Annotated in this window: 12 protein-coding genes; 5 read left to right on the top strand and 7 right to left on the bottom strand. The window is 58.5% G+C overall.

Features of this window, described 5'->3' with window-relative positions; translation table 11 throughout:
• Nucleotides 1-52: 52 nt before the first annotated feature.
• Both J2X53_RS21885 and J2X53_RS21890 read right to left on the bottom strand, forming a co-directional pair.
• Nucleotides 53-1,747 carry a S8 family serine peptidase gene (locus J2X53_RS21885; protein WP_349039617.1) on the bottom strand — a complete coding sequence of 565 codons (1,695 nt, stop codon included), beginning with the start codon at nucleotides 1,745-1,747 and terminating at the stop codon, nucleotides 53-55.
• The gene (locus J2X53_RS21890) at nucleotides 1,740-2,975 is read right to left on the bottom strand and encodes an ATP-binding protein (protein ID WP_349039618.1); all 1,236 of its coding nucleotides are present in this window, start codon (nucleotides 2,973-2,975) and stop codon (nucleotides 1,740-1,742) included. Before J2X53_RS21890 ends, J2X53_RS21885 begins: the two co-directional genes overlap by 8 nt.
• A gap of 315 nt (nucleotides 2,976-3,290) precedes the next feature.
• On the opposite strand from J2X53_RS21890, the gene dcm reads away from it, so the two are divergent.
• The 3 genes from dcm to J2X53_RS21905 are packed head-to-tail and all read left to right on the top strand — an operon-like array spanning nucleotide 3,291 to nucleotide 6,286.
• Complete coding sequence (dcm, locus tag J2X53_RS21895; protein ID WP_349039619.1) at nucleotides 3,291-4,511, top strand: DNA (cytosine-5-)-methyltransferase; 1,221 nt, start codon at nucleotides 3,291-3,293, stop codon at nucleotides 4,509-4,511.
• Nucleotides 4,504-4,986 (top strand): DNA mismatch endonuclease Vsr, encoded by a 483-nt coding sequence (gene vsr, locus J2X53_RS21900; RefSeq protein ID WP_349039620.1) that lies wholly within the window; start codon nucleotides 4,504-4,506, stop codon nucleotides 4,984-4,986. Before dcm ends, vsr begins: the two co-directional genes overlap by 8 nt.
• On the top strand, nucleotides 4,958-6,286 hold the full coding sequence (locus J2X53_RS21905; RefSeq protein WP_349039621.1) for an MvaI/BcnI family restriction endonuclease: 1,329 nt from the start codon (nucleotides 4,958-4,960) through the stop codon (nucleotides 6,284-6,286). Before vsr ends, J2X53_RS21905 begins: the two co-directional genes overlap by 29 nt.
• A 427-nt stretch (nucleotides 6,287-6,713) precedes the next feature.
• Here J2X53_RS21905 and J2X53_RS21910 read toward each other — a convergent pair whose 3' ends face one another.
• On the bottom strand, nucleotides 6,714-7,787 hold the full coding sequence (locus J2X53_RS21910) for a hypothetical protein (protein ID WP_349039622.1): 1,074 nt from the start codon (nucleotides 7,785-7,787) through the stop codon (nucleotides 6,714-6,716).
• A 174-nt stretch (nucleotides 7,788-7,961) separates the two neighbouring features.
• On the bottom strand, nucleotides 7,962-8,501 hold the full coding sequence (locus J2X53_RS21915; RefSeq protein WP_349039623.1) for a recombinase family protein: 540 nt from the start codon (nucleotides 8,499-8,501) through the stop codon (nucleotides 7,962-7,964).
• Between the two features lie 281 nt (nucleotides 8,502-8,782).
• Between J2X53_RS21915 and J2X53_RS21920 the strand changes: the two genes are divergently transcribed.
• Entirely contained in the window at nucleotides 8,783-9,496 is a 714-nt protein-coding gene (locus J2X53_RS21920) for a YfbU family protein (protein WP_349039624.1), read from the top strand.
• 167 nt (nucleotides 9,497-9,663) lie between these two features.
• Here the strand turns inward: J2X53_RS21920 and J2X53_RS21925 are convergent, their stop codons facing one another.
• Both J2X53_RS21925 and J2X53_RS21930 read right to left on the bottom strand, forming a co-directional pair.
• Nucleotides 9,664-10,299, bottom strand: coding sequence for a hypothetical protein (locus J2X53_RS21925; protein ID WP_349039625.1), 636 nt, complete (start codon nucleotides 10,297-10,299; stop codon nucleotides 9,664-9,666).
• Nucleotides 10,300-10,713: 414 nt separating this feature from the next.
• Nucleotides 10,714-11,463, bottom strand: coding sequence for a serine protease (locus J2X53_RS21930; RefSeq protein WP_349039626.1), 750 nt, complete (start codon nucleotides 11,461-11,463; stop codon nucleotides 10,714-10,716).
• A 179-nt stretch (nucleotides 11,464-11,642) separates the two neighbouring features.
• On the opposite strand from J2X53_RS21930, the gene J2X53_RS21935 reads away from it, so the two are divergent.
• Entirely contained in the window at nucleotides 11,643-11,837 is a 195-nt protein-coding gene (locus J2X53_RS21935) for a hypothetical protein (protein ID WP_349039627.1), read from the top strand.
• Nucleotides 11,838-11,856: 19 nt separating this feature from the next.
• Here the strand turns inward: J2X53_RS21935 and mobQ are convergent, their stop codons facing one another.
• Complete coding sequence (gene mobQ / locus J2X53_RS21940) at nucleotides 11,857-13,029, bottom strand: MobQ family relaxase (RefSeq protein WP_349039628.1); 1,173 nt, start codon at nucleotides 13,027-13,029, stop codon at nucleotides 11,857-11,859.
• Nucleotides 13,030-13,614: the final 585 nt, after the last annotated feature.

Genomic DNA, 13,614 nt, shown 5'->3' on the forward strand with positions numbered 1-13,614 from the left:
CCGTGGTCTACTTCAACGCAACCCAAACCCATCAGCAGGTGCAGGCAGTAGCTTAAATCAGCCGTAAATCTGTCCAAAGATCGGGGAGTAGCTCACCTGGGCCACGGCAAGTATAGGTAGTGGGCATGTGCGCAACATGTCCTGCAACACCAGGTGGATTTACTGCTCCGACTGTAATTCCAAGCATGTGTTCACTAGGCGACCTGATCCCATGGCTGCCACGGGAGAACCCGGCCAGCATCGTCACAGCATCGCCTGCTTTCGCCGGCCAAGGTGGTCGTGTTGTGCTAGGGGGGAGGTTTCCGGCTGACACCACGAAGATTACATCCAGCGCCCGCGCTAAGCGATCCAGCCGATCGGCTACGATCGAGTAACCAAGATCGTAACCTTGGCGGCCGAAAGCGAAGCTGAAATTAAACACACGAACGCTGTGATCTTGTTTTGCGACTCTGACTTTCTCTTCAAGTTGGTCGAATAGGTCTTCGATGTCGTGGTAGTAAGTGCTGCGCAGTTCACGACGCGGGAAAAAATCAAGGTCGAAGAACTTGCAGCCTGACGTTTCGATGCCGGGTAAATTTGGGTTTAAAGCTGCTCCAGCGACCACCAGCCCTGCGATAAATGTTCCATGGCTTTCGTTTCGGTCGGACGTGGGCACAAGCCCAGCATCGCCCACCTTCCACGCGTTGAGCTCGTTCAGGTCAGCCACCCCGCCATCAATAATACCCACCACAGGGTGATCCCCATCTGGCGGAGGCAGTACGGCGACCTTGGCGCCATCTGAAGGAATTGCAATGGGTGCGGTCTCAAGCATGGGGGGCAACTCGACCGTACGCACAAGGGATTGCTCCGCAAGGAACGCTAGCAGCTCGCCGTGTCGCGTGGGGTTTAGATCGCGCGGGGCTGGTGCTCCCATAAAAGCGGGGAGCATTCCAATTCGCGCTTCAGGCATGCGCCCGTTAGAAAAGAACGGAAGCTCCACCAAGCGGAGATCGCTTCCTTTCACCAATTGCACAGACAAAACCAACGGCGACGCACCGAGCTCTGCCGTCTTGTCGTCCGGCAGCAGGGATCTGACCAGCATGCTGCCTTCGATCCGCTTCAACCCTTCCCGAAAGCTCTCGATAAGGTGCCCCACAGCCTCAGGAGCCAATTCGGAATCAGGTTTAAATAGTTCAACGATGTAGCCGCCAACGACGTTGGGCTGCTGCATCCAGGCAACGGCTTCGTCCGCAGAAAAGGCCACGCGGTCCGCAGGCGCATGGAGCACGATATCTTTGATGCTGCCGATCTCGCTGCGGTACGCAGAGACGCGGGGCTCCTCCCTCCCTGTTTGTTTATTGAGGGTGATCCGGGGTTTCAGCTCTGCCCTGTGCTCAATAATTTGATGGAGACGTTCAAGCGCACCTGGCGTAACCTGAAAGATCATTTCGCCCACAGCATCAGAACCAACGAGGCCGAAATTGTTCCTCCGGCTGAACAATGCGTGAAGCGGGCGGTGGCTCTTTGCCAGCGCTTCCTCACGCTGGACGACTTTCAAAAAGCCTGCAGGCAACTTGGCTTGGCGCAGTGCAGCTGTGACTGCTTTAATACGGCCCTGAATCTGCTCCTTGTGTCTTGCGAACCCTGCATCATCCTCGTGGAAAAAGTCCTTGTTGCCTCCCCCGGTCCTGGGTTCCTCCAAGCCGATGAATTGACTCGTACCCATGAAGACTTGGATCGGGCGCAGGTCATTCCGTTCATTAGCCATTTGTGCGCCTCCTGCGTCGAGACACGGCTGCTTGTGAAAGGCCGAGCAAGGCACCGGCTTCGGTCTGCGTAAACCCGGCCACCTCCAACACTGTGTCAAACGCCTCTTCGGGGCCGATTAGCGCCGCGCGACGGTCTTCTTGGAAAAGGCGGGCATTAAGGAAAGCTTGACGGCGAAGCGCCTCCAAAAGCACGCGGCCACGGCCGGAGCCTTTGGCAAGGCCAGTTCGTCTGCTGTCGGCTACCCCCTCGGATCCGTGCAGGACCAAAAACCGTTTCCCCGCCGCAACAAGGGACTCTAGGTCAGCGCCACTCATCCCCTCAGTCGCCCAAACCAGCAAACGCATCTCGATGACACCAAGATCTAGGGGCGTCAGAAATTGCCGAAGAAGGTTATCACGGGCAGGTGCGTCAGGCTTTGGAATCTCAATGCGGGTTTCGAAGCGACGCCATACCGCTGAATCGAGTAGGTGTTCATGGTTGGTGGCCGCAAGCGTCAGACCCCTGCCATTCCTCGCGTCGAGCGATTGGAGCAACGTATTCACCACGCGCTTGATCTCGCCCACCTCTTGGGCATCATCACGTGCTTTCGCTATGGCGTCGAACTCATCCAGGAACAGCACGCAACGATATCGGTCAGCAAACTCAAAGAGCGCCCCGATATTACGGGCCGTAGTGCCTAAAAACGAAGACGTGAGGCCGTCAAGCCTTGCTTCAACACAAGGCAAGCCAAGCTGATGGGCTAAGTAACGAGCGAGTTTGGTTTTGCCCACTCCAGGAGGCCCGTAAATCAGGCAGCGCATGTTCGGCTTGGCGCCGAGGCGTTCCAAAGCCTCTGCTTGGTTCCACTCTTCCAAAAGGTCTGCGACCGCAGCAGCCAAGGGGGCGATAAGTACTGGGGGCTCAGCAAGTGTGGAACCCGGAAAGATGACGCGCGCAAGTGGTGTGCCAGTCTCGCGATCGGTTGGCAAAGGGGACGATTGAGTGAGTTGCTCGCCTTGAAGTTGCCGACGCGCAGCGTCTGCAGTAGCACGCATTTCCTCGAAAGCCATAGGTGCCATCGTTTGGCGGCGATCACTGCGCGACAAAAGCCGACCAAGCTTTGCTGCTTGCTCAGGATCGGTTTTGGCAAGAGCGTCACGGAGGCGCTCGATCTGCTGAGATGCGCGCGCGCCCTCAGCGCTTATAGCAATGCTCGATAACGCCAAAACTATGTCGAAATGTTGCATATAATGCGTACTCCCTTGGAATTATGCGCTTACACGATATTCGTATGCAAGTCTAGGGGCGCGATGCGCTAAGCTGGCTATAATGGTAATTTTTGCCATTCTGGAAGCTCTTTTGCGATAGCGCTTTCTCAAACTAGCGGTCATGGAGGCCGGTCGTTTGGCGAAGCGGTTGCCGCCGGTGGAGGCATCTCGCGTGGCCCGACCAGTCTCCTGATTTACCTATGCCGTTTCCACTATGTTCTTGCATTAAGGGAAACCTGACGCCACAGTGTCAGAAATATTCCCAGATAACCGGGAACCAGGAGCGCGGGCAGGATGACCGAATTTGAGATGCTGATTCAGCAGACCGGCTGGAGTGTGCCAGAGGCCGCAAAGGTGCTGGGCTACTCCGAGGGGCACGTCTACCGCTGGAAGCGGGGCGAGGAAGTGCCACGGGATGGGGTCATCAACCTGCTCCGGATGCAGATCGACACGCACAAGGCCGCGCAGCCTGAAGGGGCCTTTACCTTCATCGACCTCTTCGCCGGAATTGGCGGGTTGCGCAAGGCGATGGCCAGCGCGGGCGGGCGCTGCGTGTTCACTTCGGAATGGGACGCCTTCGCGCAGAAGACCTATCACGCCAACTTCCCTGACAACCGACCTATCGCGGGCGATATCCGCGAAGTCGATGCCGCCGACATTCCGGAGCATGATGTTCTGGTCGCGGGCTTCCCGTGCCAGCCGTTTTCCATCGCGGGCGTGTCCAAGAAGAACGCTCTTGGGCGGCTGCACGGGTTTCAGGATGAAACCCAGGGCACGCTGTTCTTCGATGTGCTGCGCATCCTGATGCACCACCGCCCGGCGGCGTTCCTGCTGGAGAACGTCAAGAACCTCAAAAGCCATGACAAGGGCCGCACGTTCGACGTGATCCGGCGCAAGCTGACCGAAGAGCTGGGTTATACGCTGCACACCCGGATCATTGATGCCGCCAATTTCGTACCCCAGCATCGCGAGCGGATCGTCATGGTCGGCTTCCGTGAGAACACCGGGTTTTCCTATGATGATCTGGTTCTGCCGGGCAGGGCAGGGCGCGGCATGCGCGATGTGCTGCACCCTGAAGACGGGACGGAAGCGCCGGAAAGTCATTTCACGGTGGGCCGGGATGCACGGGTCAGCGACAAATACACGCTCAGCGATAAGCTCTGGCAGTATCTGCAGGGCTATGCGGCCAAGCACAAAGCGGCCGGCAACGGTTTCGGCTTCGGGTTGGTGGATGGCGACAGCATCTCGCGCACCCTGTCAGCGCGCTACTACAAGGACGGATCAGAGATCCTTGTCAGCAGGGGGCCGGGTAACAATCCGCGCCGCCTGACGCCGCGCGAATGTGCGCGCCTGATGGGATATGATGACAGCTTCCGCATCCCGGTCTCGGACACGCAGGCCTATAAGCAGTTCGGCAACTCGGTGGCCGTGCCGGTCTTTGCCGAGGTCGCCCGCCTGATGCGGCCGCATATTCTGGCGCTGACAGAAGGGCAGGGCCTGCGCAAAGTTGGCTGATGTCCATGATGCCGCCACCCGGAGCCGCAACATGGCGGCGATCCGGGGCCGGGATACCAAGCCTGAGCTGGTCATCCGCAAGGGCCTGCATGCGCGCGGGTTCCGGTTCCGGCTTCAGGGCCGCGACCTTCCCGGCAGACCCGATCTGATCTTTCCTAAATATCGCGCGCTGATCTGGGTGCATGGCTGCTTCTGGCACGGCCATGACTGCCCGATGTTCCACTGGCCGAAAAGCCGCGAAGAATTCTGGCGGGACAAGATCGGACGCAATCAAGAGAGAGACGCCGTCACATGGGCAGCGGCCAGAGCGGCTGGCTGGCGCTGCGGCACGGTCTGGGAATGCGCGCTGAAGGGCAGGGGGCGTCTGCCACCCGGTCAGGTCATTGACTCGCTGGCCTGCTGGCTGTCCTCTGATGCAGAGGAATTCTGCATTGAAGGCCAATGGATTGATAACGCCGCTCACCCGCCTGCTTGACCGGATGGCTACCCATGGGGCGGCCCGGTTCTATGCCAAGCGGCTTGCGCCGAACGACAACTCGAAGAATCAAGTCTATCTGGGCGGTGGCTTCGGGGCGCTGAACATCATTCCGCATGGTGAGGTCGGGAGTGACGACAGCAGCCGTGCTGGCAGCGTGCGCGACAGAGCCAAGGCAATGGTGCGCTTCTTCTGGCTTGATGATGAGGGCGTGACGCCCGCACCGGACGCGCAGCTGATCCTCTATCCCAAATACCCTGAAGTGCGGATGTCCGGTTTCCTGCGCGGGGCAGAGCGCGCGCCGAATGTCCTGATGAAATCGCGTGACGAAGGCCGGGTGCTGTTCTTTGGCATCTGCCCGGATGGCCGGGTGCTGGGCCATGTCGTGGCCAGTGACGATCCCGTTGCCCGCGCCTTTGATGCTGCAGCCCCCAGCCTCGATGCAACTGGCGTCTTCCTCGATCTGGAAAAGCTCCGGCAGGGCGGCACCGATCCGAAAGAGGCACTGCTAGCCGCCCTCCGGCGCATCCATGCCAAAGGCTGGATCACCTCGCAGAAGATGGGCAGGGCAGGGGTGCCGGAACCCTACAGCGCCCGCAACGGCGGCGGGTACACGCTGGAGGCTGAGCTGGGCATTTCCCCGAACGGCTTTGCTGATCCCGACTTCATGGGCTGGGAGGTCAAGCAATACGGGGTGAGCGATTTCACCAGCTACCGCGCGAAAAGCCCTGTGACCCTGATGACGCCGGAACCGACCGGCGGATTGTACCGGGATGAGGGCGTTACCGCGTTCCTGCGCCGCTATGGCTATGCCGACAAGTCGGGCAAGGCTGACCGCATCAACTTCGGCGGCATCTATGCTGCCAGTCGGGATTTCCACCCGGAAACGGGCCTCATGCTGCGGCTCACCGGCTTTGACGCCGCCACAGGGAAGATCACAGAACTCGACGGCGGGATTGTCCTGCTCGACCGGGACGACAATGTCGCGGCGTCATGGGGCTTCCGGGGCATCATCGCCCACTGGAACCGCAAGCACGCCAAGGCCGTCTATGTGCCGTCGCTCATGCAATTTCCGCCGCCGGAATACAGCTATGGCGCGGTCGTACAGCTCTGCGAAGGCACTGACGTTCTTCTGTTTTTGGCGGCGGTTTCAGCGGGAAGCGTGTACTATGATCCGGGCATCAAGATTGAGGCTGCCGGGACGGCAAAGCCGATGATCAAGCGTCGGAGCCAGTTTCGCGTCCGGCATGATGCGCTAAAGGGGCTGTATAGAGGCTCGGCCATGGTATCGATCACATGAAGAAGGCTTCTCAGTTTCCCGAAAGTACTCCGGTCCAAGGTTTGACAAAAACCCTCTGATCGAAGACCGTAAGCTGGTATTCATTTAGATCCGTGCAGAGAACCCTGAACGCAGGCTGATTTTTACCGTCTTGGACAACAATCCAAAGAGTATCAAGTTGTGTGCATGGTTTGCCGGTTGATCTAACAGCAGCTAAAGCATCACGCCGCATGTCTGCGTTGTGCACTACAGAGAATTCCAAACCTTGCGCTAGTGCACCTGACGCAATCAGTATCATCACACTCACTACAACTGTGCATCTCATTTTTCGTCCCCCGCTCATCTTTATACACTCTGTATGTGGGGAAAAGTGTCAAGTGCTGCGCAATCTGGTTGAGATTGTCACAAGACAAGTAGCGGGCATGCGCTGCTCCGGTCGGGGATATCTTCAGCCATTCCTTAACACATCAAGGAGCGCGCTCTGCAGCTTTGGACCGAACGGTAGTTTCTCGACTAGTGCAACTGCTTGCGGCACCTCGACGGAAAGGACGATTGCCAAACGCGCCAATCCGGCTTTTGACACGACAAGACGTGGCGGACGGTCGGGTTCCCTCCAAGCCTCGAACACTTGACGTAGTCGTGGTTCCTTCTTTGCCACCACCTCAGCAATCTTGGTTCGGACTTCGTCAATGGTGCTCATTCCAGCAAGCGAGGCTGTCGAGATTACGCCGCCATAAGGGTCTCTGGCATTGGGATGATTAGGAGCGATCGAGTATCCAATGTCCTCAGCTAGCGCCACTAGGGCTTCGAGGTCGACGTCCTTTTCAATAAATATGTCTATCGACTCCCGGTCGATAGCGATGGAGAGGTCGCCGGCATCCACCTTTCGCTCATACTCGTCTCGCAGGTGTGCCACCGACACGGACAGGGACGAAAACTCGTCATCGGCCAGTTCGAGAAGGGCGCTAACGCGGAAAACTCGTCGCCGAAGATGCTGGGGGACTTCCGCAGAGTTCTTGTAGCGCAGCTTCCAGTCGATCGCTGCCCAAGCGTGCTGGAGGATGGTCCGTACCTGGATCTCTGCCCTCAGCCCGACAAAACGCGCGTTCTCCTTCAAGGCAGCGCGATCAGCGGGGAAGGCGACAACGAAGTGCCTGGATCTATAGCCGAATTGATCGGGATCCAGCTGCTCGTTCTTGTTGACCGAATGCTCTTGATCAATGTCGTAGAGCTCTCCCAGCTGCTCGCACACCCGAGTCGCATCCTCGTCGAGATAACATATTATCCGAAGGCCGCTGAGATCGGTAACTTCGGCAATGTCTTTGTACTTCTGCTCCTTTTCCGGGAGATCAACTTTGGCCTCGAAGCTGTCCAGATCCTTAGTCCTTGCCTCGATCGCATAATAGTCCTCTCCCTCGACCAAGATGTCACGAAGGAGCGCTTCGTTCCGCTCAGTGAATTGCTGGTAGGTACCCCAGACGGCCTCGTAACTCGCTCTTAGGTTTTGGGAGTATTCTGACATGGGCACCTCTTGTCGTCAGTGAGGGATTGGACGGTGTCTAGTCGATTGCAAATGCGACGAAATTGGCATCGGCTGTTTCCAACATATATATTATCATTCGGAATCATACACCTATATGGACTTGGTGAACGCGCGACCGTCGCGTACTATTCACCCAATCGCGCTCGACAATTTTTAGACTCTACGAATGGTCTTCACACTGACGTTGAAGAGTTGCGCAACCTCGGCCAAGGGGCGCAGTTCGTCGTCGCGCATGCGGCGCACCTCGGCCTTCTGCGCGGCAGATAGTGCAGAGGGCCTTCCCCCGACACGGCCACGCTTGCGCGCCGCTTCCAGCCCTTCCTTTGTCCGCTCAGAAATCCGCTCCCGCTCAAACTGGGCGATTGACGCGAACACATGGAACACCAGACGCCCGGCGGGCGTGGTGGTGTCGATGTCTTCGGCCAGTGACCGAAACCCCGCGCCATGCGCCTGAATCGTGTCCACGATGTCGAGAAGGTCACGCAGGGAACGGGCGAGGCGGTCATACTTGGTGACAGTGATCACGTCGCCCTGGCGCAGCTGATCGAGCAAGCGGTCCAGCTCAGGCCTGCTGCGGGCCGAACCGGTGATTTTGTCAGCGAAGATCCTCTCGACACCCGCCGTCTTCAATGCGTCAAGCTGGCCGTCCAGGTTCTGGTCTTCTGTGCTGACGCGGGCATATCCGATGATCATGCTACACTGTGCCAAAACCCTCCCAAAACCACAAAGGTTTTGTCACGGGTTTCTGTCTCGTCTAAGCCCTTGATGTGGGGCAGGGCAGAGGGGTGGACCAAAAACGACCGTTATGTGAAGCGGCTTTAGGTTGAACGCCCGCGCCCCCACACAGCATCAATAGTACCCCCTCCAAAGTCCAGCAGTGAACGATAAGACGCCCTCAAGTGTGCTCTCACGCCTCCGCTTGCCGATTACGTACAAACGTGTTACAATACGGTTAATTGTACGGACACACGGCAATGAACAGTAATGGAGATAAAGAAATGGTTAGAAGCGAACGCTTTGAAATGCGCTTGGATAGCTCGCTCATGAATCAGATTGACGAATGGAGAGATCGTCAGTCTGACGTTCCGTCCCGCGCCGAGGCGGTGCGTCAGCTTTTGGAGTACGCGCTGTCGGGCTCCTTGAAAAAAGAAATTCAGCTCGACAAACCTCAACGCCTGATGGTCTGGCTCCTCACGGAGATGCTCAAAACCCATAAAGGCTATGGGGACAGACACGATATATCTCTCATCCAAAAGGCCATCTATGGCGGGCATCTGTGGGCGCTCGATTGGGAGCTGACAGGTCTCATGCACTCTCACACGGATAAGCCTGAGGATGTGAAATTCGTTGTCGATGTACTGGACATGTGGACATTCATCGAGCGCGCCTTTGACGAGCTATCGGACGCTGACAAGGCCAAGCTCGAACAGGAAGTCCCTTACATTGGCAAAGACCCAAAATTCATCGGTTTTGATGGCAACAATGAAACCGACTACATGGGGATCACCAATTTCCTTATCCATCAGATGGAGCGATTCACAAACTTCAAATCTCGTGAACTCAACTCACACATGCCGAAAGTCCATAGGTACGCAAAGATGTATCAGGTCTTTGAACCCATCCGCGCCAAGCTGGTTGGACGTGAAATGACCGTCGAAGAGATGATCGAAGTTCTCAAGAGGGATTAAAGCACTTAGCGCCGTTGGGGGCCGTCTGCCCCCCCCAAGCTATCCTTGGCCTCGTGAATAGACCCCAACGCCTGTCGAGTGTCAGCTATGCGCAGGAGCGGAGTTTGCAAAGCGTGGCGGAAGTTGGGTGGGCTGTTTCCCGACATCGGCCAAAGGGGGGGCGAAGTTTAAGCCGCTCGTTTCCTACGGATTCCAAGCGCTCGATCCGTTGCTCTGCGGGCGGAAGGGCCAATATTGGTGCTAGTCCCTGTGCGCCGTCCGATGATTAGTCCCTGCGGGGCTTGTCGATGGTCTGCCCCAAAATGCTTTGCCACGGGTTTTGTGGCCCCTTTGATTGCATAAGATCGCAGGCCACTATCCTTGGTTACGCGGTCTATTTTCACTGCCCCCGCAAGGCTGATATCGCCTGCAATGTAGTCGAGCCATTCATAAACCATACCATCAAAATGGTGCGCTCGTGATGGTGGGACGTGAAGATACCAATGCACATGCACGTTGTGGGGCAAGCCCTCGCCTATTTCTTCATAAGCAATATCGTCCCGCTCGTTCTCAAAGTAGTAGTAATAAGTTGGGTCACAGGGCTGCCCTTTTCCCTTCTGCGGTCGTTTGATCCACTTGTTGAAGTGGTTCATTCGCAACCGTCCAAAAGCGGACACTGCTTCCCACGGTGCAATGTTCGTCAGTGCGAAATTTATCGTCACAAAGGTGTTCAGGCCGAGGCCAATTTTTTCTGCCTGCTGGCGGGCATAGTAGAGCGTCTGTGCTCCCTTGTATCCGATGCAGGTGCTTCTGGGTGGGGGCATATCTTGTCCGAGTCGGGGGTAATATATACTAATAGTATGGTGTCCCCCTCTGATTGTCACGATCTGCCATGTTTAGAGGTATCTCTTTTCCCTGCTTTTCGGAGCCACCTTCGCTGAAACCGTCAGGAGCCGTGACAGGTTGGTTGCTTGGTTGTTCATCTAGTCGCTCCAAAAAGGACCGTTTTTCTCAGCCAACCCTGACTGAAGTTGTCCCAGCTGACGGGCTAGGAAAATATAGGACCTTCGCTACCGGTGCTGGGTAGTCGTTCGCATCTGCGGCGCGGTGGCGAAACTGCGAAGAACACTGATGGGTGTAGTAGTCACAATTCATGTAAACTTGCGCTGGCGCTACTGCTTAGGCTCAGCGCGCCATTATCGACTCATCGGGCTCCAGTGTGGCAAGCTTCTCCCCAGTCAGGGCAGCAGTGGAACTGCGTTCGCAAGCTCAGGCAGGCGAGCAAGCCAGGTAGCCCAACCACATCCTGCGAAGTCCTCAGTGCCCTCCATGGAGCGGCTTACGACGCCGACCACGTGCCCGTCACGGTTCAAAACCGGCCCTCCGCTCATTCCGCTTGGCCAGTGAGCCTCAACCTCAAATACGGGCGTCTGATTGGATCTGTCCCGACCGTTTGGATGCAAAGCTGTCACGGTGCCGTATGACGCGAACATCTCCTCTTCTAGCAGCGCTGCGACTTCCTGTCGCCCGCCTTGGATCAAGTCCAGCTTCGGAAATCCGATCGCCACAACCGTGTCGCCTACTTTCGGTGACGCGGCGCTCACCCGGAATGTGTGGAGTTCTTGCTTCAGTTCCTGCGTCCGTAGGACCGAGACGTCGGCCGTCTGGATATTCGCTTCGCCCCGCAGTTCCCGCATCGGGTCATCGCCTTCCTTCGTCGGCGAGTGAGCAGACAAGATCAGCGGGAAGAACTGGTGCGGTATATGGACCGTTCCGAAAACCACTCCTGGCGACAGAAACGCGATCAGTGACCGGTCGCCGGATGGACCGAAGGTCGGCGAAAGGCTGTTGGTATTCAGCCGGACGCAACTATCACGATATGAAGCGATGACGTGATCTGCGGTGAGGAGGATGCCTTTGGGTGAGACGCCGAAAGCGGTGCCCAGCCCCGTGAGCAAGCCGTCGTCCCGTGCTTCAAATAGTGGCACGACGGCCTTCCGCAGATTGAAGGGGTCTTGGACAAGAAAGAAACCATCTCTGGGACTGTCCCCCCACGGCGATAGGGCCCAGTCACCGCGCTCTCTCGCCTCGGCTTCCTGAGTTCTAACCGGAATCCAATCTACCACAAACCTTACCTCATTTCCCAATGCGAATGCCATCTTCGTCGATGCAGAAGCAGCTTTCAATGATGCTCCATCTTTCTGATGAGTTGCACCTGACCTCCAACCCGGGGCCAAGGGTCGGACACGTCGCTCCATCTGCGAAAGGGCTAGGCTCGCTGAGGAATGACTTCGATCAATGGGTGAAATTCTACAAGGGCAGCGGTCAAAGGACTGATGACGACCAAAAAAACCTGATCTGACTTCATCGGCAATCCTGCCTCACAGCTCCCATCCGAGATCCCTGTCGAGTTCGCGCTGCCGTTCCAGCTCAAGCTGTCGCTGCCGCCTGCGCTCTTCCTCCAGATCGTGCTCCTGCTTCTGACGCGGGCCGGACCTGTCGCGCTCAAGCACTTTCTTAAGCCGGTCGCGGATGGCGTCTCCCCCGGCCTCATGGACGGCTTCACCACCCCCCAGATCATGCCCCGCAATCCGCGCCAGGCGCTGCTTGACCTCGTCGGGGTCCAGCTCCTTCGCCTGCCGCCCTGCGACAGCGCGCAAGGCCGCCAGACCGGCGCTGACATGGCCCTGCCCCTCTTCCCGGGCCTCGGCGTAAGCCTCGCGCGCCAGTTCCAGCCGCTCACGCATCTCCGCAAACATCACCTTCGCCTGCCGAACCGCATGCACCCGCGCGCCCCGCTGGGTCAGCGGTTCGTACTCACGGCCCTCGGTCTCGGCGGCCCACTGCTCACGGCGCTCAATGGCATTGGCGGCGGGACCAAGCTTCAGCTCCGGCTCGCGGTTCAGCTCCTCGGCCTTCAACGTGTCGCCCAAAGACAACGCCTCCTCGCGCTGTGCCTCCAGTGACCGGTGATCAACGCGCTCCCCCTGCCCCGCCAGCTCAAGGGCATGGTTCTGCAGTTCAGCCCAATAGCCGCGCATGGTCTCGATTTCCGGCCCGCCGGTGCTGGCGGCATCGAGAATGCGGGTCTTGTCGGTCAGCCCCTCGGCGGACATGACGCGGGTGGTGGTCAGGATGTGGGCATGGTGATTACGCTGATCGCCCTCGCGGTGCGGCGCATGAATCGCCACGTCTGCAGCCACGCCATAACGCTCGACCAGCTGCGCGGCGAAGGCCCGCGCGATGTCGATCCGCGCCGCGTCCGATATCTCGGACGGCAAGGCCAGCTCCCATTCGCGGGCGGTCACCGAATTGGACCGGGTCTCGCGCGCCTCAGCGGCATTCCAGAGAGCGGCACGGTCCTGCGCCCAGCCGGGCGCACCATCGGGGGTAAGAATGAAGCAGGCCTCTACCCCGCGCTTGGCGGTGTAGTCGTGCATGCGCCCTTCCCGGTCGCACTCGATGACGGAGGCTGACCGATAGGCCGCCGCCGCCGTGGCCGACCGCCCGGCGCTGCGTTTGATCGTCTTGACCGAGAGATGGTAGCTGGCCATGCGCGCGCCCTACCGATCCGGTGACGGGCAAAGGCAGGCATACTGCCAGACAGGCAAACGGGCAGACAGGCAAACAGGCAGGCTGTCTGCTGGCCACCCGGTCAGGCAGGCCACCGTGCAAACGGGCAGACATGCAGCCACGCCGACAGGCGGGCGATCATGCTGCCGACGATGCGCACGGCCATCGCCAGGATGGGCCACAGTTTGCCGGACAAGCACCGCGCGGCAAACCCGATCCGGCAGCCGGTCCCGCTCTCGGGACAGGCGGAACCGGATCGCCCGCTGGCGCTGACGGCCTCGCAGAACCGCCCCGCTCAAGGGGCAGGTTCCTATGAGGGCGACAGCGTCAGCGGGGCGCAATCCAACCGCGCAGGTTGGCTTGGGAAGGTTTGGAAGGGGCAGAGCGCCCTTCCATGTCGATGCGCGTCGCATCGAAGGGGTTGGCCATCGGCTGGGGGGAACCCCCAAGAGGATCGCACGCAAATCTCGAAACCGAAGGTGAAGAGTTTGCATAAGTGCGCCCTTGTCCTTTACAGGCCCACGGGTACACGCTAGACGTGCAGGTAGCAAATCTATTCAGCCAGA

Source organism: Pseudotabrizicola sp. 4114, assembly GCF_031457365.1.
GTDB lineage: Bacteria > Pseudomonadota > Alphaproteobacteria > Rhodobacterales > Rhodobacteraceae > Pseudotabrizicola.